Here is a 26,171-nt window from a genome sequence, read left to right as displayed (position 1 = left end):
AAAAAGATAATGCGCTAATCGCATTTTGCCAGCCCTGCCAACAAACTTAACTTAGCGGCATGGATAAAAGACTTTTTTTACTGGATGCCTATGCCTTAGTATTCAGGGCTTATTATGCGTTGATCCGCAGCCCGCGATTGACCAGCAAGGGAAAGAATACCAATGCGCAATTTGGTTTTACCAATGCCCTGGTGGAGTTGCTGAACAAACAGAAGCCCTCGCATATGGCCGTGTGTTTTGATACCGCCGCACCCACAGAAAGACATACTGATTTTGCCGATTATAAAGCCAACCGCCAGGAAACCCCTGAGGATATTAAACTGGCTGTTCCGGATATCATCCGCATTATTGAGGGCTTTAATATTCCGGTGATAGCTGTGGATGGTTATGAAGCCGATGACGTGATTGGCGCACTAAGTGTGAAAGCCGAAGCGGAAGGGTATGATGTATATATGGTAACACCGGATAAGGACTATGGCCAGCTGGTAACGGAGAAAGTAAAAATTTATAAACCGGCTTACCAGGGTGGCGATGTAGAGATCATGGGCCCGGCTGAAGTATGTGCTAAATGGAATATTAAAAGAGTATCGCAGGTAATAGATATACTGGGACTGATGGGTGATGCCGTGGATAATATTCCCGGTATTAAAGGCGTAGGTGAAAAAACGGCCGCGAAATTATTAGCAGAATATGATACGCTGGAAAATATACTGGACAATGCGGATAATATAAAAGGATCGATGGGCGAGAAGATCCGTAATGGCAAGGCCGATGCGATCATGTCCAAAAAACTGGCCACCATTATCACCAATGTACCGGTGGAGTTTCATGAAGAGAATTTTTGTGTGAAGGAATGGAATAAAGAAGCATTGAAAGAAGTGTTTGGCGAACTGGAGTTCAGAACCCTGGCCAAAAGATTACTGGGCGAAGAACTGGCAGGCGCTGCACCCGTAACGGGTAAGGCCAATACCGGCGATAAACCCTCTGAAACCAAAGCGCCACAAGCTGTACAGACCGACCTGTTTGGGAATATTGTTGAACAACCTGTGGTGGTAAGCGAAACTATTGAACAGACAGTAAGCAATTTTAAAACCGTTCATACGGTGCCGCACAATTATATAGCGGTAACAACACCCGAAGCCATTGCGGAGATGGTACAACACCTGGAACAGTTTAAGGAAATTTGTTTTGATACGGAAACAACAGGCATTGATGCCAATGAGGCCGAACTGGTGGGCCTGAGTTTTGCGGTTACTCCCGGTGAAGCTTACTATGTACCCTGCAGCGCCAACAGGGAGGAGGTTTTACAATTACTATCGCTGTTACAGCCCTTGTTTGACAACCCCGCCATTACCTGGATAGGACAAAATATTAAATACGACCTGCTGATTTTAAAATGGTACAATGTGGCCATAGCCGGGCAGTTTTTTGATACCATGCTGGCGCATTATGTAATTGACCCCGATGGTAAACGAAGCATGGATGACCTGAGCGAAAAATACCTGCAATACGAACCCATACATATTGAAGAGCTGATTGGTAAAAAAGGAAAAGGCCAGGGTACCATGCGTGATGTGGAGCTGGAAAAAATAAAAGACTATGCAGCCGAAGATGCGGATATTACCCTGCAGTTAAAACATGCCTTTACGCCACTGTTGCTGGAAAATGAAGTGCAGGAAGTGTTTGAAAAAGTGGAGAACCCATTAATGCCGGTATTGACCGATATGGAGTTTGAAGGCATCAGGATTGATGAAGCGTTTTTAAAAGATTACTCCGGTGTGCTGGAAGCCGATGCCAAAGCTGCGGAAGAAAGTGTGTACAAACAGGCCGGCGTACGGTTCAACCTGGCATCGCCCAAACAATTGGGTGAAGTATTATTTGAAAAGCTGCAATTAGATCCCAAGGCTAAAAAAACAAAAACAGGCCAGTATGCCACCGGTGAGGATGTATTGCTGAAGCTGGCGAATAATAACCCGATCGTTAATGATATTCTTACGTTCAGGGAACTGACCAAGTTAAAATCCACCTATGTGGATGCATTGCCTTTGCTGGTAAACAGTAAAACCGGCAGGGTGCATACTACTTACGGACAGGCCGTGGCGGTTACCGGCAGGCTGGCCAGTAATAATCCCAACCTGCAGAACATACCGGTGCGTACCGAGAGAGGCAAGGAAATACGTAAGGCCTTTATTCCCCGCGATGAAAAACATATTTTATTATCGGCCGACTATTCACAGATAGAACTGCGTATTGTAGCTGCCATCAGCGGCGATCCGAATATGTGTGCAGCCTTTAAATCGGGTACCGATATCCATACCGCCACCGCTGCAAAAGTGTACAATGTTGCAGAGGGTGATGTAACCAAGGAAATGCGCTACAAGGCCAAGAGTGTGAATTTTGGTATTATTTATGGCCAGGGCGCTTTTGGCCTTGCCGATAATTTGGGCATCAGCCGTACCGAAGCAAAAGATATCATTGATAACTATAAAAAACAATTTGCCGGCATACAAAAGTATATGGATGATACTATCAACTTTGCCCGCGAATTTGGCTATGTACAAACCTTAATGGGCCGTAAACGCTGGCTGCGTGATATTAACTCCGGCAACTTTACTGTGCGTGGCTTTGCCGAGCGAAACGCCATTAACAGTCCTATACAGGGTACTGCGGCCGATATGATCAAACTGGCTATGATAAAAGTACATGCGGCTATTAAGGAGAATGGCTTTAAAAGCAAGATGATATTACAGGTGCATGACGAGCTGGTATTTGATGTATTACAGGAAGAGCTGGACGATATAAAACCGGTGATCATTAATGCCATGCAGGCGGCCATGATATTGCCTAATGAAGTGCCCATTATTGCCGAAGCCGGTGTGGGTCATAACTGGCTGGAAGCGCACTAAGAAAAATTTCCTGACATTATATTACCGTCCTTTATTGGCCCGCTGGCGTAAAGGACGGTTTTTTATTTATATACCCGGCGGCATTGCAACCGGCATCGTCCCTTGCGTCGCACACTTGTGCACCAGTAACTTTACGCAGCATTACGCAATAATTATTATAAAAAACATGGCTCTATATGCAGCATACACTGTCACAAAAAACTCTCCCCCTAAAATCTAAAATCTAAAATCTAAAATCTAAAATCTAAAATCTAAAATCTAAAATCTAAAATCTAAAATCTAAAATCTAAAATCCCGTCACCAGCAGGTTCCTCGCGGCCTTCACACTGCACTTTTGAAAAGCAGCATAAGCAGCTGCTGCTCTGGATCGGATGCTTTCATTATCCTCTTTATTTATATATCCCGTTAAGGCATCGTGAATGGTATACGCTTCAGGACTCATAAGGCCGGTGGTCCAGACCAGTGGATTTACATGAGCCTCTTTCAGGTGTGGGGTGAAGAAACGTTTGCTATAACAGGCCAGTATCATAACATCTCTCTTGATGCCATCTGTATTTTTATAAGTTTCGTCAAGTGTAAAATCCATTAAGCCATCATGACCAATATACGCTACCAGGCCAGCGTTACTGGCAATGCCGACTGTTTTTGTTCCTATATTGATGGTGTCTTTTGTTTTACCACAGCTATTGTTTAAAAACTGTTGTGTACACTCTTTAATATTCCGGCCATCATAAGCATCTGCTACCAGGTAATACTTTTGGGATACATGTTTAAATACCAGACGTTCGAGAACCGGGCCTTCTTTCTTTTCTGTGCGGATCAATTGCCAGGACCTGCTTTTTTTAAAATAGGTTTTAATACCATAACCACAGCCCCAGTATAAGTTATTGGCAGGGTCCTGGCCATTGCCAATTTTAGCAGGCACCGGCACTATTCCCTGGTACTTGTTATCGCAAAGCGCCACTAATATATGGATGGTCTTAAAACTGGTATCGAACGAAGTTGGTGTAGCATCCGGCGCAGGCTGGTCCGAAGCCTTGACCAACTGTTTATCAGCAGAACGGGCGTTACAACCGGTAAATAGCAGGCTGCAACAGATAAAATACAGTAATCTCATATATCAGTAATGATTATAATCAAGCAGATACATATAACGGGATTTTCCATAAAACAATAGTCGTAAATTATTGTTTTCTTTGTCGTTTATTACACAATCACCACACGGATACTTCAATCATTATGTCAGGATTTACCCCCGATAGTAACAATAAACTTTTTTTCCTGGCTGCACAGATGGTGAACCACAGTGACCGGCATATTTTTTTAACAGGGAAGGCAGGAACGGGCAAGACCACTTTTTTAAAGTACATTAAAAATAATACGCACAAACAAATGGCCATTGTAGCGCCTACGGGTGTGGCAGCCATTAATGCAGGCGGGGTAACCATGCATTCCTTTTTTCAATTGCCGGTAGCGCCCTTTATCCCCGATGATAACCCCTTTGGTATGCGCCAGGATGGTGATAACAGTACCAACCAGCTACAACTGTTGAGTACGTTGAAAATGAACGGCGAAAAGAAAAAGATCATCCGTGAGCTGGAACTGCTGGTGATTGATGAAGTGAGTATGGTACGCTGTGATACCCTGGATGCCATTGATGCCGTGATGCGCCATATACGCCGGAACTATTTACAGGCTTTTGGCGGGGTGCAGGTTTTATTTATCGGCGACCTGTTCCAGTTACCGCCGGTTACGCCTGCACATGACTGGCGTATCCTGAACCAGTTTTATGAAGGCCCCTATTTTTTTAACAGCCGGGTACTGGAGCGCAACAAACCGGTTTGCATCGAACTCATCAAGATATACCGGCAACAGGAAGAAAGATTTATTGAGTTGTTAAACCAGGTGCGTAACAACCGGCTGGATGCAACAGGGCTGGCCTTACTGAATGAACGGTTAGATCCTGATTTTAATCCGCCTAAAGAAGAAGGTTATATACGCCTGGTTACCCGTAATGCCAAAGTAGATACCATTAATGCTGCCGAGCTGGAACAACTGGAAGGACGTACCTACAGTTTCCCGGCCGAGATAAAAGGTGACTTCAGTGATAAAGCCTTTCCTGCCGATGAAACATTAAAACTGAAGATAGGGGCCCAGGTCATGTTCATTAAAAACGACCTGGATATAGCCAAACGGTATTTTAACGGCAAGATAGGCCGGGTGGTAAATGTAAAAAATGATGCGATATACGTACAATGTGATAATGATGCTGATGAAATAGAAGTAAAGACCACCACCTGGGATAATATACGCTACACGCTTGATGCAACAACCAGGCAACTGAAAGAAGAAGTAGTGGGTTCGTTTACCCAATACCCGCTGCGCCTGGCCTGGGCCATTACCGTGCACAAAAGCCAGGGCCTCACGTTTGAAAAAGCCATTATTGACGCCGGTGATGCATTTGAAAAAGGACAGGTGTATGTATCGCTGAGCCGTTGTACCACGCTGGAAGGGTTGAAACTGCATACCATGATCCGCAATCAATCCTTGTTCAGCGATAGCAGGGTGATCGCTTTTTCCGAACAGAACCTGCCACCGGAAAAACTTAGCGTGGTTTTTTCTCAGGCAGAACATGACTATACTTTAAGACAAATACAACAACTTTTTGAATATACAGCGGTACAGGCCCAGGTAAAGGAACTGGGCGCTTATTTACAGGAGCATGCAAGCTCGTTTAATGAAGAAGCTTTCGGATGGCAGCAAAAACTGCAGGAACTTATTGATGCGGTGCAGGATGTGGCAGCGAAATTCCAGGCACAACTGCAACAATTGTTTGTGCAGTTAACCCAGCAGGAGCTGATGGAGAAGATCAATGAAAGGGTAATAGCCGCGATCAGCAAATACTTTGCAGGACATAATGGCCAGTTGCTGCAACAGATCAGGGAAACGCCGGTGGTAACGGACAGCCGGATGAAAGCTGCCGATACCAATGAAATGCTGAAGGAACTGTTCATTGCCATCGATTCCAAACAATATATCATGGAAGGGCTTACTGCCGGCTGGAACAGTGAGTTATACAGCGAACGCAGGAAAAACTATATCGTTACACGCTTTGGCGTAAATGTGTATGCCGCCGGTAACAATGCAGCTAAACTACCGGATAGCCCGCACCCGCAACTCTACAGCCAGTTAAAAACACTGAGGGATAAGATCTGCCGCCAGAAAGATATACCGGTTTACCTGGTAGCCTCATCGGTTACATTAGATGAAATGGCCCGTTACCTGCCATTGACCGAAGACGATTTAATGCGTATTACCGGCTTTGGCCCTAAAAGGGTGGAACAATATGGCGATGAATTTTTGCAGGTGATACAGGCTTATTGTGATGCAAAAGCACTGCATTCACTGGTGGATACTATACCCGCAGCAGGTAAAAAGAAAACCACAAAGTCAGCAGCTAAGCAGGAAAAAGATAAACCCGTTAAAATAAATACCAAACAGGTGAGTTTTGACCTGTTTAAGCAGGGCAAGGATATTATCACTATTGCCCAGGAACGCAATATGGCCATCAGTACTATTGAAGGTCACCTGGCACATTATATACAACTGGGTGATATTGATATACTGGAAGTAATGGACCAAGAAAAATTATCATTGATACAGCCACATCTTGAAAACTACACGGAAACAGCTGCCGGGCCTATCAAAGAAAAACTGGGCAACCAGGTAAGCTTTGGTGAAATAAGGCTGGCAATGGCCTGGAAGAACAGGGAGGTTAATTAGTTGATTTGATAATTTGGTAATGTGCTGATGTAGTGAATATGTGTGATAAGATCATTCTTCATCGGTGGCCTTTACTGGTTGCGAGAATACTAACGATCTGCTTGTAATACTTTTGTTATATGATTGATCTGTCAGGGTGAATGTAACCTCATAATCACCGGCGTTCTTAAAATAAAATGCACCGGAGCACATGCCGTGGCCCACTCTTACCTGTCCGTTTTCAATGGGAAGTACATAGGTCGTTACACTGCCGGAACGGAGGCTCTTTACAGTTGTCCTCACATATAATGTAGAACTATCTAACCCCGAAACATTAAAATACACCCAGGAAGCAGGGCCGCATCCGTATGATACAAGCGTCTTTTTTGTTTCTGTAATCATGTAATTAAAAGCAGACACATCGGTTGTGACATTCCTCTTTACGGTGATAGGACCGCTTATCCAGTTTCTGCTCTTTTCATTTAAAAATTTTGGCGGAAAGGCTTTATTGTTAAGATCTTCTATATATAATCTATACTCTTCTTTTTCTGAAAGGATGGTGTCTGGCCTTAATATAACCTGGGTAAGCTGGTAATCACCGCTTAATACTTCCAGCACCGTCAGCTTTATTGTAGTTTGACCTGATTTTAAACTTACCGGGTGTCGTTTGTTTAACCCCTCTGCTATATATTGATCGGAGCTATAGAACTCAACAATGATGATACCGTCTTTTGCCAATACGGTTTTTGTGTGTAAGCCAATTCCGGAGGCCCCGCATTTGGCGCTGCTTATAAACGGTATGGCGATGAGTATAACGATAAAAAGAAAATGCCGGGTGTTCATTTTATTGATTTTATATGACTACAGGCAGGATGTATAAAACGGGGTAATTACATAAATGTGCAACGGTTTTACAAAACCGTTTGTCAGGCTTAAATTATGCTTAAAAATATATTGTCCATCTTGTTAGTAATCGGGTTAATTACCGGATGCCGTAAGGACTTTGAATATGCAAGAGGTCCCATTGCTAACAGTATTGTGGGAAAATGGGCGTTCACCGAATATTTCATGAGTCCTGGTGATGCCGGAAATTGGTATAAAGCCAAACCCAGAGGGCGGGTTATACATTTTAAAGCGGATGGTTCATTTTCGGCTACAAGGGAGGGCTTTAAACAGTTTACAAAATATGAACTGCTAAATACCGGAAAGATCAGGTTATCCGCAGCTGATTCCGGTAATACCATGTTACTGGTTTTTTCTATTGATACAAATAATGCATGGTTATTTACTTATCCGGGCGAATCTATTTGCATTGAGGGTTGTTCGGATAAGTACAGGCTTGTGAAATAACCGGGTAAGTGAAAGGGTTCTATGTTGGGTAAAAACTTATGGCATTATTTTAGTTATTGCCTATGGTCTCTTCTAATAATAAGCCAGGGATGGTTTAATGTTGTTATGATTTAATTCGGTACTATTAAAACTCAAAAAAATGCGAAAACTTTTGCTGATGGCTTTGGTAAGCCTTACGCTTTTCTCCTGCTCCAAAAACGATAAAACAGATAGTGGCGACAATCCAAGAATAGTGTTGATCCCCGGCTTCGGCAATAGCGGGGGAGAAATACCCGGTACTGCTTTTAGTCTTCCTTCGGGTATCCAGCTCCAGGGGAGTATTACCGGGGAGAGTATGTCGCCTGTTTGTACCACCCTTGGCTTCGGCTCGTTGGTAGATGTATACCTGGAACTTAAGAACACGACAGCGGCAGAGATCAAGGTAACCTTTCCGGCAGGCCTTACACTTTACGCCGCCAGTGCAAGTGACCAAAACGGCTTTGTGGCACAAAACTATGATGTTACTATAGCAGCAGGGGCTGTTTGTATTGTAAAACTAAATGCGTATTGTATTAATTCATCAAGATCAGGTTCCAGCTCCAGCTCCCGTTATACCTGGGGACCAGTTTGTAATGCACCGGCAATCGTATACTTTTTAAAACTCTTAAAGGATAAAGACCTCAGTAAAGATGAGGACAGCCAGGTGCAGCCATCTTTATGGATGATCAGCGATACGGAAACAGACCCGGTGTCATCTAAACAGATCTGGGATATTGTGAGGGAGAATATTGCGGCCATTCCAAACAGGTAAAAACGATACACAATGGGTTCATGGCAGACAAATGGGAGAAGGTAAATATAAAGCACATTATTTACTGAACAGTCATTGATAACTATCCGACCCGTTTGTTTTTATATAACGTATAGACAGATAAGTGAATTATTGAAGCGGCCTGGTATGTGGCCGCTTTAATATTTATATACAAACACTAAAGTTCAGGCTGATTGTTGAGCGTTATTGTATCCAAGAAAAAAGCGGCTACAACTTTTACGTTATAACCGCTTGATTCTGTTTGTGGTGTGGGCCGGGATCGAACCGGCGACACAAGGATTTTCAGTCCTTTGCTCTACCGACTGAGCTACCGCACCTTTTGGTTGTTTTCCCCAGGTTGAAAGACTAGTTTCAAATCAGGGGGGCAAAAATAAAGGTTTTTACCATATAAAAAGCAATTGTTCAGAAGTTTATTTTTTAAAGCGAAAGGCTAAACGCTTAAAGCAAAAAGCCTTAAGCACTAAACGGCTGGTTTATATAAAATAAAAAACCCGGCAAAGCCGGGTCCTGTTTATATTTTTATTTTTTCATTGTTAGTTATCCCTTACATCCCGTACTCGCTCAAAAATTTGATCCGCATGATCTTTAACTGCTCCCAGTTAAAATCGTAATCCGATAACTCCTCCTGGGCTATTTGTAAGGATGATGTTTCGCAACTTTTAAAGTATTCAATGATCTCTGCCTGCTCTTCCTCGTCCAGCATTTCATCAATGGCGTAGGCCAGGTTAAGCTTGGTGCCGCTGGCGGCAATGGTCTCCATCTCTTCCAGCATCTCATCCATACGCCAGCCCTTGTTCTTGGCAATGGTTTCCAGCGATACTTTTTTATCGGTGTTCTGGATAATGTATACTTTATTACCGCTTTTGTTCACCACGCTCTTCATCACAAAATCATCCGGCTTCACAATATTATTATCTTCTACATATTGCGCAATCAGCTCAACAAAGGGCTTTCCATACCGGATGGCCTTACCCTTACTTACGCCCTGGCATTTTTCCAGGTCGGTAACATTGGTCGGGTACATAGTAGCCATATCCTGTAAGGATGTTTCCAGGAAAATAACAAAAGGAGGCAGGTTCTTCTTCTTGGCTTCTTTCTGACGCAATTCCTTCAGCATCTCGAACAACTTTTCATCAGTAGCCGCGCCTTCACCGCCGGTCTCCATCACTTCCTCATCATCGGCATTGGCCTCTTTATATAAGTTGTTTAATACAATGGTAAAGGATTTTGGCTTCTTCAGGTACGCCTCACCTTTCTTGGTGATTTTTAAAACACCATACTCCACAATATCCTTGGCCAGTAAGCCTTCCAGTAACATCTGGCGGATAAGCGAATTCCAGAAATGATTATCCCGGTCGTTACCGCTGGCAAAAGCCTGTATACCCTCGTGGCGGAACATCTGTATCTGCGGCGTAAGTTTTCCGCTGATAATATTGATCACATAATCCGTGGCAAAACGCTGGTCCAGCTCATCGATCGCTTTCAATACGATCAATGTTTCTTTTTCCACTTCCAGTTTTTCCTTAGGGTGTTTACAGTTATCGCACTGGCCGCAGTTCTCCTGCTCATACACTTCGCCAAAATAACTCATCAATACCTTGCGGCGGCAAACACCGGTTTCGGCATAGGAAACGGTTTCGTTGATCAGTTGGGCGCCCACTTCACGTTCGCTCAGCGGCTTGTCACGCATCAGGTGTTCCAGCTTGCTAACATCCTTGTGCGAGTAATATAAAATACATTTTCCTTCCAGTCCGTCACGGCCGGCACGGCCGGTTTCCTGGTAATAGTTCTCAATTGATTTGGGAATATTATAGTGTATTACAAAACGGATATCCGGCTTGTCAATACCCATACCAAAAGCAATAGTGGCACAGATCACTTGTACATCCTCGCTTAAAAACTTATCCTGCCTGTCAGCACGTATCTTACTATCCAGCCCGGCGTGGTAAGCCACCGCCTTAATACCGTTGGCTTCCAGGATAGCAGCCAGTTCTTCGGTGGTTTTGCGGTTCAACGTATAAATAATACCGCTTTTTTTACCCATACTTTTTATGAACCGTACAATATTTTCATCGGTCTGGTTCTTTTTTATCTTGGGTAGTATCTCGTAATATAAATTGGTACGGTTAAACGAGGAGATAAAGATATTAGGAGCATTCAAGCCGAGGTTCTTTACAATATCGCTTTGTACTTTAGGGGTAGCAGTAGCAGTTAGGGCTATCACGGCTACATCGGGGTTGATCTGGGTCATCATCTCCCTTAAACGGCGGTATTCCGGCCTGAAATCATGACCCCATTCCGATATACAGTGCGCTTCGTCTACTGCAAAAAACGATATCTTCAGATCGGCAAAAAACTCCAGGTTCTCCTGTTTGGTCAGGGTTTCCGGCGCTACATATAAAATTTTTGTTTTACCGCTTAACAGGTCGTCATGTACTTCCTTGGTCTCTTTTTTATTAAGGGTACTGTTTAAAAAGTGGGCAATACTGTCATTGCTGCTGTAGCCACGTACCAGGTCTACCTGGTTCTTCATTAATGCGATAAGGGGGGACACTACAATGGCAACGCCTTCACTGATCAGCGCCGGCAACTGGTAACACAAACTCTTACCGCCACCCGTTGGCATGATCACAAAAGTATCCTTACCCGACAATAATGATTCTATCGATTTTTCCTGCGTGCCCTTAAATTTAGTAAACCCAAAGTGTTCCTGTAACGATTGGTGAAGGTCAAACTTCTTAACTTTCGCAGTGGTTTCTTTCTTTACTGTTGCGGTTTTTTTCACCGCCGTTTTTTTTGCTGTAGATGTAGCCATTACTCTAAAATTTCACTCACACCTGAATAAGTGTTAGCATATTAAGGTACTCATTTTTCGTAATATGTTACTAATAAATGGCGCCAAAAATCTGCCGCTTAAAATATTAGTAATTGAAAAACAAATACTTATACCTTTATATACTTTGTAATCGGGTAGAACAAAACCCAAATCCTTCCGAGGGGTCCTTCTTCACGGTTCTTGTGGATATAAAAGTGGATAGCAAATTTAAGCAACCCAAACGGTTAAATAATACTTAAATCGTTAAAATAAAACCAACTTATAAACACTAACGGGGGTTAGCTTTTGGTACTATACATTATTTTCAAAGGTATAGGGCATAAGGTGTAGGATATAAGGTTTGACTGACATTGTACATGCCTGATACCTTAAACCCTATACCTTCAACCTTCCAGCCATGGGAGGGTAGCCGGGCCGGTCTATACAAAAAACAAATTCATCGATAGTTACCGAATCATTAAGTATTCAGTATATTACTTTACAGTAAACTCTATAGAATGCGGGTAAAACTGGTCCAGGTTATCAGTCATATAACAGGCTGGGTTTTCTTTTTTTCACTCATCTTCATCTTCCTGTCCAATACACCGTCAGGCCAGGCCGGCTTTACACAGAGGTTGTTCTCTGCCCCCTTTCTTATTTTCAGTCTTACCTATATTATACTGTTTTACCTGAACAATTACCTGCTGGTACCCCGGCTCTACCTGCCAAAAAAATATCTCTTGTATTCAGGCAGTTTAATAGCCTTATTCTTTATCGTGTATACTATCTCACCATTTGACGGGCTTATGCGGCAAAGGCAGGGTATGCAACAAAACTTTATGCCCGGCATGCCCCTGCCTATGGACCCCGGTCACAAGCCCCCTCCCGGGGAAGGAAATGAAAAATTTCCGCCGCCAGGTGGTAACAGGCCCCCAATGGGTCAGCCCCGCAAAAACACCGATATCAATAGCATTATTCTTTTTATAACGGTTATTGCCATCAGTACAGCTATACCGGTAATAAAACAATGGCGGGTGACCGAAAAAAGAGCCCTGTTGGCCGAGGCACAGAAAGCCACTGCCGAATTATACATGCTAAAATCGCAGGTAAACCCCCATTTCCTGTTCAATACCTTAAACAATATTTACTCGCTGGCCGTTACCCATAGTCCGCATACGGCTTCCAGTATTATGAAGCTGTCCAAAATGATGCGTTACCTCACCGATGAAGTGGGCGAGGATTTTGTAAGCCTGGATGATGAACTGGAATGTATACACGACTTTATTGACCTGCAAAAACTGCGTATCAGTAATACCGATGTTGATTTTACCGTGAATGGCGATACCGCTACCCGGCAAATAGCCCCATTATTGTTAATGACATTTGTAGAAAATGCATTTAAATATGGTATCAGCAGCCATAGCCACTCATTTATCCGTATAGTGCTGACTATAACCGCAGGTAAGCTGGAGTTTTATTGCAGTAATAAAATACACGCAGGCAAAACCAAAACACTGCCCGATCGGGAGGGTACGGGTATTGCCAATGTAAAGCAACGTTTGCAACTATTATACCCCGGTAAACATCAGCTTATGATTAATACGGCCGATAATAATTTTATTGTACAACTAATCATTCAACTATCCTGATATGCCTATAACCTGCATTGCAATTGATGATGAACCACCTGCACTATTGCTGCTGTCACAATATATAGCGCAGTTTAACCAACTGCAACTGGTACATACTTTCAGCGATGCCATATCCGGGAGCGAGTACCTGCGTAATAACCCGGTTGACCTGTTGTTTATTGATATTAATATGCCCGATATCACGGGACTTGACCTGGTAAAATCACTGGAAAAAAAGCCCATGATCGTGTTTACAACGGCCTATAAAAAATTTGCACTGGAAGGTTTTGAGCTTGATGCTATTGATTACCTGTTAAAACCCGTAAGCCCGGAACGTTTTGCCAAAGCCGTGAACAAGGCGGTGGAATACCACCAGTTTAAAAATCAAACAGCACGCCTGTCTTACGAAAATCTCTTTGTTTATTCGGAATATAAGATGGTAAAAATTACTGCCGCCGATATTGTTTACATTGAAAGCCTGGAAGACTATATCCGCATTCATTTAAAAAATGATACCCGGATCATGACATTAATGACCATGAAAAAAGTACTGGATAGCTTACCGCCGGACAAATTCAGCCGTATTCATCGCAGCTATATTGTGGCCAATGAAGCAGTAAAAACAATCCACAATCGCAAAGCCACATTGAGCAACGAAAAAGAATTACCCATCAGCGAATCCTATCTTGATTTTATTGATAACTGGCGCCGGCAAACCCAACGGTAACCGCTTTTCTCTTAACGTTTCTTTAAACAATACCGGCCTGAAACCCTTGCCTGGCAATACATCCGGGCCATTCGTCGGTTCATAAGTATCGTTCGTCCATTATAGTTGCATGAGGCTAAAAACTATGCAACCTTAGGGATAAGAAAAAACGAAAACTTATGGAACAGTCAAGAAAAAAATTCCTGAAAAACTTTTTTATCGGTGCAGCTACGGTGCCTGCCATCCTGGAAGCCTGTAAAAAAGCGGATGTAACCGAAACAAGCAGTACTGGTTCGGGTTCCGGCTCTGGATCCTGCACCGTGTCGCCTACTGAAACAGCAGGTCCTTTTCCGACCATTACCCCCTCATCACTGGCAAGGTCAGATATTCGAGACGACAGGACCGGCGTGGCCATGAGCATTGCTCTTACCATTAAAAACATTAATAACAGCTGTGCAGCGCTGGCAGGCGCTATTGTAGATATCTGGCATTGCGATAAGGATGGCAACTATTCGGAATATGGTGGTACAGGCATGCAAAGCACCAACTATACATCGGTACATTTTCTTCGGGGCCGGCAGGTAACAGACAGTAACGGACTCGTAAGTTTTACCTCTATCTTTCCTGGTTGGTACACAGGTCGCGCCACCCATATACATGTGCATATTTACAATGCGTCAGGCCGCTCCGTGCTTATTACACAAATAGCTTTTCCCGAGGGTAGTGGTACTGCTGTAGCAACGGTTAACGGCAGTGGCGGTGTCAACTATGGCTACACAAAAGGGCTTTCAGGTTATACCTATAATGCCAGTGATAGTGTTTTCAGTGATGACAGAACGGGTGTCGAGATAGCAACAGTTACCGGAAGTTTATCTGCAGGATATGCCCTTACGCATACTATTAATGTATCAGCCTGAAATAATAGCGGAATAATGTCGGTTAGGGTGAAGGTATAAGCTGTAAGGTATAGGGTATAAGGGATAAGGTATAAGGGGTGGCGCTAGGTATAATATTATATGCCCCGGGGAACAGTCCGCAAACAATGCTAAATATGAATGAAACAAAAGGGCCGGCCATCAAACTTTGTTACCGGAAAATAATCACGAATACCAGCCAGGATGACTGGGCAAAACTGGTTTGGGAGAGCACTTATACCGAACTGCAACTGCAAAAACAGTTGTATGATCAGCAGGATAAATATAACCGTTTTGCGGACCTGCTGCATCATTATCCCGCTGCAGAAAAACTGCACTACCTGGTAAGCACGGCGGTAACGGGCTATGTTAAACAGCTGAGCGGCATTGTTCCGGATATAACCGATGTTTTGGGAAAACGGGTGATACCTTTTAGTCAATATCGTTTTGAAATTATTAATTCCAGCAGCATTAACAAAAATGAACACAGTGTGGCCATTAGTTTTTACAGCGAACCCCTGCAATTACACCAGGTCATTGGCGATCACCTGGTAGTATCGCCGGTTGATGGTGTGACAGATGAATACGGTTATCTGGCCGTTTTTACCATCAGGTTACAGCCATTTTTAAGTATTGCTTACCTAAAACCAGCATAATATGATCAGTCAAACACAGGCACAGCTTATTTTAGATGAGCGAAGGATTATTTGTGAAACGACTACCAGTCGTAAACGGATCAGTTTATCTCAAGAAAACAGGCTGCAAACGGGTATAAACGGGTATAACAGCATTACAGGTTTTGAGGAAATAATGCTGGCGGGAGCGGCGGCAGAAATCATACAATTAAACAACCGGTTCACCTACCTGGTATTACCCACAGAAGGCGCTGTAAACTGCATTACTATCGTGGATCAAACAACGGTTACGGCAGGCCAGGCCTGTGTTATCAGTGCAGGAAATACCAGCGAACTGGTGCTGGAGAACCCTTTTAAAGATTACCTGGTAAGCGTTTTGGTTATTACGGTGGTAAACTCCAACCCGGCAGATATGGCTGGTGTATACACCTACAGTGATGTAAATAAGCATATGGATACCCTGGTCCCGGTTTTGCCGGATCCCGGCCAATACAATAAAAACATACTGGCTGTGGCCCTGGGTTTGTTTGCGGGCCGGGGTGAAGCTATTTATGCACCTGTACAAAATATACCAACTGCCACAACCGTTTTTGTACTGCAGGGGGCTTTTGAAGTGGATGGCCGGTTATTACACCAGGGCGATACTTTAGTGGTTTGGGATGCGCTTCATATGGAAATGGAAGCGCTGAGCAACCGGGCCATGCTGCTGTTACTGGAAACACGGCTTACAAAATTCACTGCAACACATTATTTATATTAAAATAATACGTACATTTGCAGCGGAAAAAGATAGTAAGAAGGGAACAGCGGATGTTCCCTTCTTTTATTACCGGATATGAACAACGAAACTATTATAAGCACAGTCACGCAAAAACTGGAAGCGATCATCCAGGATAATCCTACGGTTTTTTTAGTAGACATTAAGATAAAACCCACCAATAATATCAAGGTATTTGTGGATGGTGACAATGGTGTAGGTATAGACCGGCTGGTATCTTATAACAGGCAGTTATACAAGCAGTTAGAGGAAATGGCAATTTTCCCGGAGGGTGATTTTTCCCTGGAAGTATCTTCTCCCGGACTTAGCGAACCCTTAAAACTGCACCGCCAGTATGTGAAAAACACCGGCCGGTTTGTGGAAGTGGTTTTACTGGACGGAACACAGGTGGAAGGTAAATTGCTAACGGTTACCGGGGAAGAAATAACACTGGAAGAGGAAAAAGGCAAAGGGAAAAAGAAGGAAACAGTTCAACATATTATAGCATTTTCAAATATAAAGACAACAAAAATTCAAATTAAATTTTAACCAGCTTGGGCACTGGACGGCAGCACAACTAAAAATAGTGTTACATCGTCAAAAGCCCGTAGCTTGCTAAAGCAAATATTATGGCAAGTATTAACTTAATTGAAGCTTTCCAGGATTTTAAAGACGCGGAAAACATTGACAGACCTACCATGATGAAGGTTGTAGAAGATGTATTTAAAACACTTTTACGCAAAAAATACGGTAGCGATGAAAACTTTGACGTAATCGTAAATGCCGAGAAAGGCGACTTGGAGATCGTACGTCACCGCCTTATTGTAGAGGATGGACAGGTAGAAGACCCCCTGGCGCAGGTTGGTTATAAAGAAGCCATTAAAATTGAACCTGACTTTGAAGTGGGTGAGGAACTTTATGAAGAAATTGACCTTTACGACTTTGGTCGCAGGGCCATTTTAGCAGCCAAACAAACATTTGCCAGCCGTATTGGTGACCTGAAGAAAAATGTACTGGCTAAAAAATACGAAACCCGTATTGGCGAGATCATTAGCGCTGAAGTTTACCAGGTTTGGAAAAAAGAAATATTATTAATAGACGAAGAGGGCAATGAGTTAATTTTGCCCAAGAGCGAGCAAATACCACAGGACTATTTCAAAAAAGGAGAAAATACCCGTGCGGTTGTAAAACGTGTAGACCTGAAGAACAATAACCCCGTGATCATTTTATCCCGTACTGCGCCTGAGTTTTTGGCTAAATTATTGGAGATAGAGGTACCGGAAATATTCGACGGTTTAATTGTTATTAAGAAAATAGTTCGTGATCCGGGTGAAAGGGCAAAAGTGGCGGTAGAGTCTTACGATGACCGTATTGATCCGGTAGGCGCCTGCGTAGGTATGAAAGGTAGCCGTATACATGGTATTGTACGTGAACTGAAGAACGAGAATATTGACGTGATCAACTACACCAGTAATAACCAACTGCTGATACAAAGGGCGTTAACCCCTGCAAAAATCACCAGCATGGATATTAACCAGGAAGCTAAACGTGCAAGCGTTTACCTGAAACCTGACCAGGTATCACTGGCTATCGGCCGCCGTGGTGTGAACATTAAACTGGCCAGCGAACTGACCGGGTATGAACTGGACGTGTTCCGTGACAATGAAGGAGAAGAGGAGGAGTACGACGTTGACCTGGCGGAATTCAGTGATGAGATAGAAACCTGGGTAATTGAAGAGCTGAAACGCATAGGATGCGATACAGCGAAAAGCGTACTGAATCTTACCAATGAAGAACTGGAGCGTCGTACCGACCTTGAGGTTGAGACCATCCAGGAAGTAAGAAGAGTATTACAAGCAGAATTTGATAGCGAGTAAGCCTTACCCCTAAGGGGCTTACACGTCACATAAAACAGTTATTTGCATAAAGACAGGGATGTATGAAATACGTTACCTGTTGTTTGCGGAAAAGCTGAAAAAAACTAAAACCCATAAGGGAATTAGGGATAAAAATTATATGTCAGAAATACCAACATTAAGATTAATGGCTGCGGCCAAAGAGTTCAACATCGGGAAAGAAACGTTGGTGGACTACCTGGTCGACAAGGGCTTTAATAAGGATGACTTAAAGCCAACCTCAAAACTTACCGAGGACATGTACCTTGCTTTGCAGGCAGGCTTTCAGAGTGATAAGGCTGCCAAAGAAAAAAGCGACAGGGTAGACCTGCCCAAAGGTGCCATATCAGCCGAGCCCAAGAAGAAAAAAGAAGAGGCCGAGCTGGTTTTTAAAAAGAAAGAAAAGCCCGCAGCGCCGGTTGTTGAAGAGAAAGCAGCACCCGAACAGCCTGTTGTGGAAGATAAAACCGAGCAACCTAAAGCGGAAACACCTGCACCTGCTGCAGAGGTTACACCTGTGGTGGCCGAGCCTCAGCCCAAAGCGGAGCCGGAGGCAAAAGAAGAAACCGCGCCGGAAGTAACAAAAGTTACGGCACCGGAAATAGCGGTTCCTAAAGTATTGGACAAAATAGATCTTGCGAGCATTGACTCTTCTACAAGACCTAAAAAGCCGATCAAGAAAAAAGATGCTGAGGTAACCGATAAAACGGAACAGCCTGAGCCTGAAGTGGTAAAAGAGAAACCGGCGGTAACGGCTCCTGTACAGGAGAAAGCCCCGGAAGTAACACCTGCCAAAGAAGAGCAACAACCTGTTGCTGAAGACAAAGCAGCACCTGAAGTAATTGAAAATATTAAAGCGGAGAAACTGGAAGGCCCCAAGATCCTGGGTAAAATTGAACTTCCGGTGGATAGTGATACCCGTCCGAAAAAAGACGAGAAGCGTAAGCGTAAACGTATCCCTATCGAGAAAAAAGATGCCGGCCAGGGTGCTAACACGCAAAACCGTGGCGGCCAGGGCGGACAGCAAGGCGGCGGCTTTAACCGCGGCGGTCAGGGCGGTCAGCAGGGTGGCTTTAACCGTGGTGGTCAGCAAGGCGGCTTTAACCGCGGTGGCCAGCAGGGCGGCGGCTTTAACCGTGGCGGACAAGGACAGGGCGGTAACCGTCGTGCACCGCAACGCCGTGAGGATAAACTGATTGACGAAAAAGAAATACAGGATAAGATCCGTGAAACACAGGCCAAGCTTTCGGGCGGCGGTAATAAAGGTGGCCGTGGATTGAAAGCCAAATTACGTCGTGAAAAACGCCAGGAAGCCGAAGCGGCAGAAGGAATGGCAGAAGATGGTAAACTGCAGGTGACCGAGTTTATCAGTGTTAGTGAATTAGCTAACCTGATGGACGTAAACTTTGCCGAGGTAATTGGCAAATGTATGAGCCTGGGTATCATGGTATCCATTAACCAGCGTTTGGATGCGGAAGTAATTGAACTGGTGGCCAGCGAGTTTGGTTTTGATATCGAGTTTATTGATATGGAAAAACAAGCTGAACTGGAAGAGGATGATGAAGATGGCGATGACCAGAACCAATCAGCCCGTTCACCGATCGTTACTATCATGGGTCACGTTGACCACGGTAAAACATCGTTACTGGACTATATCCGTAATGCCAATGTGGTATCGGGTGAGGCCGGTGGTATTACCCAGCACATTGGTGCCTACCAGGTAACGGCTTCCAATGGTAAAAAAATCACTTTCCTGGATACACCGGGTCACGAAGCCTTTACGGCCATGCGTGCCCGTGGTGCCAAGATAACGGATATTGCGGTGATCGTAATTGCTGCGGACGACGCGGTGATGCCCCAGACAAAAGAGGCCATCAGCCACGCACAGGCGGCAGGCGTACCTATGATCTTTGCTATTAACAAAATAGATAAAGAAGGCGCCAACTCACAGAAAATTTACGAACAACTTTCCGGTATGAACATACTGGTAGAGGAGTGGGGTGGTAAATTCCAGAGCCAGGAGATCAGTGCCAAGAAAGGGTTGAATATTGACCTGTTATTGGAGAAGATATTGCTGGAAGCTGAAATTTTAGACCTTAAAGCAAATGCAGATAAATTAGCCAACGGTACCATTATTGAGGCAACCCTGGATAAAGGCCGTGGTTATGTAGCCACTGTACTGGTACAGAATGGTACTTTACAGCAGGGCGACCTGGTGGTGAGCGGACAGTATTTCGGACGTGTGAAAGCGATGTTCAACGAGCGTAACGAAAAAGCTGAAAAAGCAGGTCCTTCGGCACCGGCAGTAGTACTGGGCTTAAACGGTGCGCCACAAGCGGGTGAGAAGTTTAAGGTATATGCGGATGAGGCAGAAGCGAAAGAAGTAGCGTACAAACGCGGCCAGATATTACGTGAGCAGGGTATGCGTACCAAAAAACACATTACGCTTGATGAGATCGGTCGTCGTCTGGCACTGGGTAACTTTAAAGAGCTGAATGTAATTATTAAAGGTGACGTGGACGGATCGGTTGAGGCCCTGAGCGATAGCTTACAGAAATTGAGTACCGAGGAGATCGTTGTAAATGTGATCCTGAAATCGGTAGGTGCCATCAGTGAGAACGACGTAACCTTGGCAAGCGCTTCGGATGCTATTATCATTGCCTTTAACGTAAGGGCCAACCTGCAGGCTTCCCGCCTGGCAGAACAGGAAGGCATCGAGATCAAACAATACTCTATTATCTATAACGCCATTAACGATGTGAAGGCGGCAATGGAAGGTTTATTAGAGCCTAAAATTGAAGAGAAAGAGGTGGCGACCGTTGAGATACGGGAAGTGTACAAGTTTGACAAAGCCACTGTTGCCGGTTGTTATGTACAGGAAGGTAAAATTAAACGCGACGCCAAAATACGTTTGTACCGCGATGGCGTGTTGATTTACCCGCGTACAGAGGGTGGATTTGCCGAACTGGGTAGCCTGAAACGTTATAAAGACGATGTAAAAGAGGTAGCCAATAATACCGAGTGCGGTTTGACCATTAAAAACTTTGCAGACCTGCAGGTAGGTGATACCATTGTTGCGATTGAAGAAGAAGAAGTAAAACGGACGCTGTAAAAGGCTGAGGGCGGAAAGCTAAAAGCCTAAAGCTTAAAGCAAAAAGCCTGAACCGGTGTGATATAGGCGACAATAAATTAATAACAGCGATTGGTAGACCCGGAAGGGCTGCTCATCAAACTTTTGTTAAATACAACTTCCCTTTTGGCTAAAAACTAAAGGGAAGTTTTACATTTGAGAACTATGCAAAGTATAAAAAAACTAGCTTTTGCTTTTGGGTTGCTTACTGCTACTGGTTTTGCAGCACAGGCACAGGGTACGGGCATGAAAGTAATTGCCGATAAAATAATCGCTGTTGTAGGCGATAAAATTATCCTGCGTTCAGATATTTACAACTCCATTGATGATGCAAAACGCCAGGGCCAGGAAGTTCCGCCCAATGCCAGTTGTATGATGATGGAGCAGGCGGTAATACAAAAAGTATTGATGCTGCAGGCCCAGAAAGACTCCTTACCGGTTTCTGATGAGGATGTGGAGGCCGAGCTGAACCAAAGGATACGTTACTATGTAAACCAGTTAGGTAGCGAGCAGGCCCTGGTGGAAATGGCCGGCAAATCCATATACCAGATCAAGGACGATGCCCGTGAGTCGGTAAGAGAAAGAAAGCTGGCCGAAGCCATGCAGCGTAAGATTGTTGAGAACGTGCGCATTACCCCCCAGGAAGTAAATGCATTTTTTGATAAAATTCCGAAAGACAGTTTACCATATTTTGAGAGTGAGTTGGAAATAGGGCAGATCATTTCCTACCCCAAAGCATCCAGCGACCTGGAAGATTATATTGCCTCGGAAATGCAGAACTACAAACGCCAGATTGAAAGCGGGCGTATAACGTTTGAAGCATTGGCGAAGAAAGTATCAGAAGACCCCGGCAGCCGTGACCGTGGCGGTATGTACGAGATTGACCGTAACGATAAGGGTATGTGGGACCCCGTTTTCCTGCAAACCTCCTTCCGCTTAAAAAGTGGTGAAATATCTGCACCGGTAAAAAGTAACCGTTTTGGTTTCTTTTTAATACAGATGGTAGAGCGTAAAGGTGATAAGGCGGTGATCAGGATGATACTGAGAACACCACCCATTACCGATGAAGAAGTACGTTTATCAACCAATAAATTAGATTCGGTACGTAACCTGATCGTGGCCGATAAAATTACCTTTAACGATGCGGCAGCAAAGAACAGTGATGACGAATCTGTAAAATTCAATGGTCCCTTTGTTTTAAGTAACCGTGACGGATCGCCTTATGTGCGCATTGATGAACTGGATAAGGAGATGGTGAACACGATCAGTAAAATGAAAGTGGGTGAAATAACCAAACCTATCGCCTTTACCAATGAGCAAGGTAAAAAAGGGGTACGTCTGGTATACTTAAAATCCCGGTCTAACCCGCATATCATGAACATACAGGACGATTACAGTAAGATATCGACCGAGGCTTTGGAGGAAAAGAAAGGGTTAACCCTGGATAAATGGCTGAAAGCTAAAGTACCTACTTACTATATTATGATAGATAAGGAAACTGCAGGTGAGTGTACCGGTTTACAAAAATTCAACAGTACCGAGAAAGCAGGGTTTTAATGAACCCCTGATAATAAATAAAAAAGGCAATCAATACTGATTGCCTTTTTTATTGCCATGAAGTTAAGCCGGCTGATCAACTGCCTACTACTTTTACATTACGCACAAAACTCTCCTCGAGTGATATAAAAGTTTCGGTACGTTCTATACCTTTAATTTTTTGCAGCTGGTCGTGCAGTACATACCGTAACTGCGAAATATCCTTGCATACAATTTCGGCAAACATGCTATAGTTGCCGGTGGTATAGTTCAGGCGTACGATCTCCGGGATCTTCTGTAGCTCACGGGCCACCGAATCATAGAGGGAGCTTTCTTTTAAATAAATACCAATAAATGCAATGACATCATAACCGAGCATTTTTAGATCGGCATTTAAACGGGTGCCTTTTACAATACCCGCTTCTTCCAGCTTTTTAATGCGTACGTGAATGGTACCGCCCGATACGTAAAGCTTTTTACCCAGGTCGGCATAGGAAACCTCGGCATTCTCCATCATGTGCTGGATGATCTGCAGATCCAGTTTATCTAAATTCAGTTTTACCGCCATTTTATCGTGTTGATTTTATATTTATCTAACTAAATTACAACAAATTTGAATAATTTCTATATTTTATAAAAAAACATTAAATAATTTGGAACGAAAATGCTATTTGTTATATATTTGTGCTGTTGAAGTTCTTTAGCAAACAAATTTTATCAGGGGTTAACAGCAAAATACAATATTATTCCTGTTAACAGCCTGTTTACACTGTGGGGTGATGAAATTTTTTGGCAGACATGCCCTCTTGTCTCGGGGGTGGGGATAACGGAATAAACGTAGCATAGAGCCGTTGAGGTAGCAATACTTTAACGACCAGGGTCGACCACTGAACTTTGTGCTATAGCTAACCGCCTCGTGGAGGTTCGACCCCTCCCCCTACAGCTTTTTTTCTCATGTGACGATTTCTTGCCTGTATGTATCTACGTACAGGTATTTTTTTGCCCCATTCATCGTCTCCAGCGGCAATTTTACCTATTAAATGGCCTCCTTCCGTATAATCGTGCTTACCTTTGGCAGCAAATTAATTATTTGAACCAATGAAGTACCTCTTTTTTTTATTCGCCGCTTGTGCAACCATCACTGTATCGGCGCAGGACCAGACTGTAAAAAACCTAAGATCATCTACAGAACGTAATATTGCCAAAGATGCCAGCGATACCACCGCTAAAAAATGGAAAAAGGGTGGCTTGTATGGTATTAATATCTCGCAGGGCTCATTGAATAACTGGGCTGCGGGCGGTGACGATTTCTCCCTTTCGGTGAACTCTGTATTAAGCCTGTTTGCTTTTTATAAAAACGGTAAACATAACTGGGATAATACCCTGGATTTTAACCTGGGTTATGTAAACACTACCAGCCTGGGCAGCCGTAAAAATGATGACCGTTTTGACATATTATCCAAGTATGGATATGAAATAGCGCCTAAATTAAATATTGCCGGCCTGGTTAACTTCCGCACCCAGTTTTTTGACGGCTTTACTTATGATGGTGATAATAACAAAACATTTTCTTCTACCTTTTTATCGCCCGGTTACCTGTTAACCAGTGTGGGTTTGGATTATAAACCTGTAGAAGGGTTGAGCATTTTTGTTTCGCCTATTACCTCGCGCTGGATATTTGTAATGGATGATACCTTATCGGCCAAAGGCCTGTACGGGGTGGACTCCAGCAAGCACAGTGCCAATGAAATAGGTGCATTTGCGTCTATCAGTTATATTAAGGACATCAATAAAATTTTATCCTACAAAGGCCGCCTGGACCTGTTTTCCAATTATAAGAAAAATCCACAGAATGTGGACCTGACTATGTCGAATGTATTGAATATTAAATTATCAAAAGTATTATCGGCTACTTATAGCCTCGACCTGATTTATGATGATGATGTGCGATTATTTGGTAAGAATAAAACATCGGCCGGACTACAGGTCAAATCATTGATAGGGATAGGATTGTTATTGAAGTTTTAGGCAGGCATGGTTTGTAACGTTAATGGTTAATAGTTATCGGTTAATAGTATTTGTTCTCTCGTTAATCAGGGGCTGTCGGCTATAGTACATCAATCGGCAGCAGTTCCCGTCTTTGGTAGTAGTACGCAACCTGCCCACAGGGCTCAGCGGCAAGCGTAGCTACTACTGTCAGCCGGGCAGCCTTTGAACAATAAAATTATAACTCAACTAACTGCAAAAGGTCCGGCTTAGCCGGACCTTTTGCAGTTTTAAATAGGCCATCAATTAGTGGCCAGCAATATTTGCCAGGCTTCCTGTACTTTATTTTGCTGTAATAATTGCTGTGCATACAGGTGCAGCTCCTTTTCCATTTCATCGGGGCTGATGCTGTAGTACTGTATGATCTGTTTTAAATGATCGTCGTGAAAAGTGGCATCAATAACCGGTATTTCATGCACATTGGCCAGCTGACCCAGGTTGTTGCCTGTAAGAATTTTGCTGTTGCGGATAGCAGGAGGTAATACATCTACTCCTATGCCCAATTGGGTATTGGGTTTGGCTACGGTAAACAGGTTATCGGCACTTACCCGGCAATACCAGTCGCCACCCAGGCGGGCTACATGGTTTATTTTTCTTTGGTCAATTTTCTGGTGTTCATCCAGCAGCTCATCGGCAATATGCATGACCAGTACTTCACAAATGACCAGGTTGCCGGCGCCGCCTTCTTCGCCCAGTGGTTTTATCTCTATCACCTTACACTCCAGTTGTACCTGGCTTTCCTTTACCAGCGGCGGTTTAACGCTGCTAGCAGGTATAGGCGTAAAACCAGATTTGATAAACTCGTTGATGCCTGCAGGGTATTCGCAACTGGCCAGTGACATTTGCTGTACCATGGGATAGGTAACAATATTGATGACCACTTCCGGTACTTCCTGTACATTATGCAGGGTGTGTTTGTTAGTGCCGTTACGCACCCGCCTTGACGGGGAAAAGATGACAATGGGTGGCTGCGAGGAGAACATGTTAAAGAAACTGAACGGACTAAGGTTCACTTCACCCTGTGCGTTGATGGTGCTGGCAAAAGCAATAGGCCGGGGAGCAATAACGTGTTGTAGGTAATACTGTCTTTCAACAGTAGTTAAACTGTTCATGAGTAGCTGCATAGGCCAAAAGTAGCAACAAACTGATGAGTAAAAAAAGTAAAACAGGTGAAGCCGGGTTCAACAGCCGAAGGGCTGCACCGCTTAGGCGGAAATACTGCCACCGTTTTAAACGGGGGCAGATTGCAGCTGGGCGGTGAACGGTAGCTGACCGGA

The 26,171-nt window shown here is 43.8% G+C and carries 19 protein-coding genes and 1 tRNA gene; 14 read left to right on the top strand and 6 right to left on the bottom strand.

Features of this window, described 5'->3' with window-relative positions:
- The first annotated feature begins 59 nt into the window (after nt 1-59).
- On the top strand, nt 60-2,906 hold the full coding sequence (gene polA, locus ACFS6H_RS03245; RefSeq protein WP_386095167.1) for a DNA polymerase I: 2,847 nt from the start codon (nt 60-62) through the stop codon (nt 2,904-2,906).
- A gap of 286 nt (nt 2,907-3,192) precedes the next feature.
- Here polA and ACFS6H_RS03240 read toward each other — a convergent pair whose 3' ends face one another.
- Nucleotides 3,193-4,023 carry a hypothetical protein gene (locus tag ACFS6H_RS03240; RefSeq protein ID WP_386095165.1) on the bottom strand — a complete coding sequence of 277 codons (831 nt, stop codon included), beginning with the start codon at nt 4,021-4,023 and terminating at the stop codon, nt 3,193-3,195.
- Between the two features lie 122 nt (nt 4,024-4,145).
- Here ACFS6H_RS03240 and ACFS6H_RS03235 point away from each other — a divergent pair, with 122 nt between their 5' ends.
- Nucleotides 4,146-6,689 carry a helix-turn-helix domain-containing protein gene (locus ACFS6H_RS03235; RefSeq protein ID WP_386095163.1) on the top strand — a complete coding sequence of 848 codons (2,544 nt, stop codon included), beginning with the start codon at nt 4,146-4,148 and terminating at the stop codon, nt 6,687-6,689.
- Between the two features lie 51 nt (nt 6,690-6,740).
- On the opposite strand, the gene ACFS6H_RS03230 is transcribed toward ACFS6H_RS03235, so the two are convergent.
- Complete coding sequence (locus ACFS6H_RS03230; protein WP_386095161.1) at nt 6,741-7,406, bottom strand: hypothetical protein; 666 nt, start codon at nt 7,404-7,406, stop codon at nt 6,741-6,743.
- Between the two features lie 201 nt (nt 7,407-7,607).
- Here ACFS6H_RS03230 and ACFS6H_RS03225 point away from each other — a divergent pair, with 201 nt between their 5' ends.
- Nucleotides 7,608-8,018 carry a hypothetical protein gene (locus ACFS6H_RS03225; protein ID WP_386095159.1) on the top strand — a complete coding sequence of 137 codons (411 nt, stop codon included), beginning with the start codon at nt 7,608-7,610 and terminating at the stop codon, nt 8,016-8,018.
- Nucleotides 8,019-8,157: 139 nt separating this feature from the next.
- Nucleotides 8,158-8,808, top strand: coding sequence for a hypothetical protein (locus tag ACFS6H_RS03220; protein WP_386095158.1), 651 nt, complete (start codon nt 8,158-8,160; stop codon nt 8,806-8,808).
- Between the two features lie 265 nt (nt 8,809-9,073).
- Here the strand turns inward: ACFS6H_RS03220 and ACFS6H_RS03215 are convergent.
- A tRNA-Phe gene (locus ACFS6H_RS03215) sits at nt 9,074-9,146 on the bottom strand.
- A gap of 227 nt (nt 9,147-9,373) precedes the next feature.
- Nucleotides 9,374-11,644, bottom strand: coding sequence for a DNA helicase RecQ (gene recQ / locus ACFS6H_RS03210; protein ID WP_386095156.1), 2,271 nt, complete (start codon nt 11,642-11,644; stop codon nt 9,374-9,376).
- A 518-nt stretch (nt 11,645-12,162) separates the two neighbouring features.
- On the opposite strand from recQ, the gene ACFS6H_RS03205 reads away from it, so the two are divergent.
- The 9 genes from ACFS6H_RS03205 to ACFS6H_RS03165 all read left to right on the top strand — a co-directional run bounded on the left by ACFS6H_RS03205 (nt 12,163) and on the right by ACFS6H_RS03165 (nt 22,869).
- Nucleotides 12,163-13,293: a sensor histidine kinase gene (locus ACFS6H_RS03205; RefSeq protein WP_386095154.1), complete on the top strand. Its 1,131-nt coding sequence runs from the start codon at nt 12,163-12,165 to the stop codon at nt 13,291-13,293.
- A 1-nt stretch (nt 13,294) separates the two neighbouring features.
- Nucleotides 13,295-14,002 (top strand): LytR/AlgR family response regulator transcription factor, encoded by a 708-nt coding sequence (locus ACFS6H_RS03200; protein ID WP_386095152.1) that lies wholly within the window; start codon nt 13,295-13,297, stop codon nt 14,000-14,002.
- A gap of 158 nt (nt 14,003-14,160) precedes the next feature.
- A complete protein-coding gene (locus tag ACFS6H_RS03195; protein WP_386095150.1) occupies nt 14,161-14,898 on the top strand; it encodes a dioxygenase family protein in 738 nt (245 codons plus the stop codon).
- A 134-nt stretch (nt 14,899-15,032) separates the two neighbouring features.
- Nucleotides 15,033-15,551: a hypothetical protein gene (locus tag ACFS6H_RS03190; protein ID WP_386095149.1), complete on the top strand. Its 519-nt coding sequence runs from the start codon at nt 15,033-15,035 to the stop codon at nt 15,549-15,551.
- 1 nt (nt 15,552) lies between these two features.
- Nucleotides 15,553-16,290 carry a hypothetical protein gene (locus tag ACFS6H_RS03185; RefSeq protein WP_386095147.1) on the top strand — a complete coding sequence of 246 codons (738 nt, stop codon included), beginning with the start codon at nt 15,553-15,555 and terminating at the stop codon, nt 16,288-16,290.
- 75 nt (nt 16,291-16,365) lie between these two features.
- A complete protein-coding gene (locus ACFS6H_RS03180; RefSeq protein WP_386095145.1) occupies nt 16,366-16,836 on the top strand; it encodes a ribosome maturation factor RimP in 471 nt (156 codons plus the stop codon).
- A gap of 80 nt (nt 16,837-16,916) precedes the next feature.
- The gene (gene nusA, locus ACFS6H_RS03175) at nt 16,917-18,164 is read left to right on the top strand and encodes a transcription termination factor NusA (protein WP_386095144.1); all 1,248 of its coding nucleotides are present in this window, start codon (nt 16,917-16,919) and stop codon (nt 18,162-18,164) included.
- Nucleotides 18,165-18,303: 139 nt separating this feature from the next.
- Nucleotides 18,304-21,294, top strand: coding sequence for a translation initiation factor IF-2 (gene infB, locus ACFS6H_RS03170; RefSeq protein ID WP_386095142.1), 2,991 nt, complete (start codon nt 18,304-18,306; stop codon nt 21,292-21,294).
- Between the two features lie 183 nt (nt 21,295-21,477).
- A complete protein-coding gene (locus tag ACFS6H_RS03165) occupies nt 21,478-22,869 on the top strand; it encodes a peptidylprolyl isomerase (protein WP_386095140.1) in 1,392 nt (463 codons plus the stop codon).
- 76 nt (nt 22,870-22,945) lie between these two features.
- Here ACFS6H_RS03165 and ACFS6H_RS03160 read toward each other — a convergent pair whose 3' ends face one another.
- Complete coding sequence (locus ACFS6H_RS03160) at nt 22,946-23,416, bottom strand: Lrp/AsnC ligand binding domain-containing protein (RefSeq protein WP_386095138.1); 471 nt, start codon at nt 23,414-23,416, stop codon at nt 22,946-22,948.
- A 530-nt stretch (nt 23,417-23,946) separates the two neighbouring features.
- Here ACFS6H_RS03160 and ACFS6H_RS03155 point away from each other — a divergent pair.
- Nucleotides 23,947-24,876: a DUF3078 domain-containing protein gene (locus tag ACFS6H_RS03155; RefSeq protein ID WP_386095136.1), complete on the top strand. Its 930-nt coding sequence runs from the start codon at nt 23,947-23,949 to the stop codon at nt 24,874-24,876.
- A gap of 260 nt (nt 24,877-25,136) precedes the next feature.
- Here ACFS6H_RS03155 and ACFS6H_RS03150 read toward each other — a convergent pair whose 3' ends face one another.
- Nucleotides 25,137-26,006 (bottom strand): flavin reductase family protein, encoded by an 870-nt coding sequence (locus ACFS6H_RS03150; RefSeq protein WP_386095134.1) that lies wholly within the window; start codon nt 26,004-26,006, stop codon nt 25,137-25,139.
- Between the last annotated feature and the right edge of the window lie 165 nt (nt 26,007-26,171).

This window comes from Terrimonas rubra, assembly GCF_042686025.1.
GTDB classification, from domain to species: Bacteria; Bacteroidota; Bacteroidia; order Chitinophagales; family Chitinophagaceae; genus Terrimonas; species Terrimonas rubra.
Note: the sequence above shows the minus strand (reverse complement) of the source record. Positions and strands in the feature narration are given on the sequence as shown.

What these genes read in the sequence shown, in the direction of transcription:
- polA (WP_386095167.1), top strand. Translation starts at nt 60, where the DNA reads ATGGATAAAAGACTTTTTTTACTGGATGCCTATGCCTTAGTATTCAGG.
- ACFS6H_RS03240 (WP_386095165.1), bottom strand. Translation starts at nt 4,023, where the DNA reads ATGAGATTACTGTATTTTATCTGTTGCAGCCTGCTATTTACCGGTTGT.
- ACFS6H_RS03235 (WP_386095163.1), top strand. Translation starts at nt 4,146, where the DNA reads ATGTCAGGATTTACCCCCGATAGTAACAATAAACTTTTTTTCCTGGCT.
- ACFS6H_RS03225 (WP_386095159.1), top strand. Translation starts at nt 7,608, where the DNA reads ATGCTTAAAAATATATTGTCCATCTTGTTAGTAATCGGGTTAATTACC.
- ACFS6H_RS03220 (WP_386095158.1), top strand. Translation starts at nt 8,158, where the DNA reads ATGCGAAAACTTTTGCTGATGGCTTTGGTAAGCCTTACGCTTTTCTCC.
- recQ (WP_386095156.1), bottom strand. Translation starts at nt 11,644, where the DNA reads ATGGCTACATCTACAGCAAAAAAAACGGCGGTGAAAAAAACCGCAACA.
- ACFS6H_RS03205 (WP_386095154.1), top strand. Translation starts at nt 12,163, where the DNA reads ATGCGGGTAAAACTGGTCCAGGTTATCAGTCATATAACAGGCTGGGTT.
- ACFS6H_RS03200 (WP_386095152.1), top strand. Translation starts at nt 13,295, where the DNA reads ATGCCTATAACCTGCATTGCAATTGATGATGAACCACCTGCACTATTG.
- ACFS6H_RS03195 (WP_386095150.1), top strand. Translation starts at nt 14,161, where the DNA reads ATGGAACAGTCAAGAAAAAAATTCCTGAAAAACTTTTTTATCGGTGCA.
- ACFS6H_RS03190 (WP_386095149.1), top strand. Translation starts at nt 15,033, where the DNA reads ATGAATGAAACAAAAGGGCCGGCCATCAAACTTTGTTACCGGAAAATA.
- ACFS6H_RS03185 (WP_386095147.1), top strand. Translation starts at nt 15,553, where the DNA reads ATGATCAGTCAAACACAGGCACAGCTTATTTTAGATGAGCGAAGGATT.
- ACFS6H_RS03180 (WP_386095145.1), top strand. Translation starts at nt 16,366, where the DNA reads ATGAACAACGAAACTATTATAAGCACAGTCACGCAAAAACTGGAAGCG.
- nusA (WP_386095144.1), top strand. Translation starts at nt 16,917, where the DNA reads ATGGCAAGTATTAACTTAATTGAAGCTTTCCAGGATTTTAAAGACGCG.
- infB (WP_386095142.1), top strand. Translation starts at nt 18,304, where the DNA reads ATGTCAGAAATACCAACATTAAGATTAATGGCTGCGGCCAAAGAGTTC.
- ACFS6H_RS03165 (WP_386095140.1), top strand. Translation starts at nt 21,478, where the DNA reads ATGCAAAGTATAAAAAAACTAGCTTTTGCTTTTGGGTTGCTTACTGCT.
- ACFS6H_RS03160 (WP_386095138.1), bottom strand. Translation starts at nt 23,416, where the DNA reads ATGGCGGTAAAACTGAATTTAGATAAACTGGATCTGCAGATCATCCAG.
- ACFS6H_RS03155 (WP_386095136.1), top strand. Translation starts at nt 23,947, where the DNA reads ATGAAGTACCTCTTTTTTTTATTCGCCGCTTGTGCAACCATCACTGTA.
- ACFS6H_RS03150 (WP_386095134.1), bottom strand. Translation starts at nt 26,006, where the DNA reads ATGAACAGTTTAACTACTGTTGAAAGACAGTATTACCTACAACACGTT.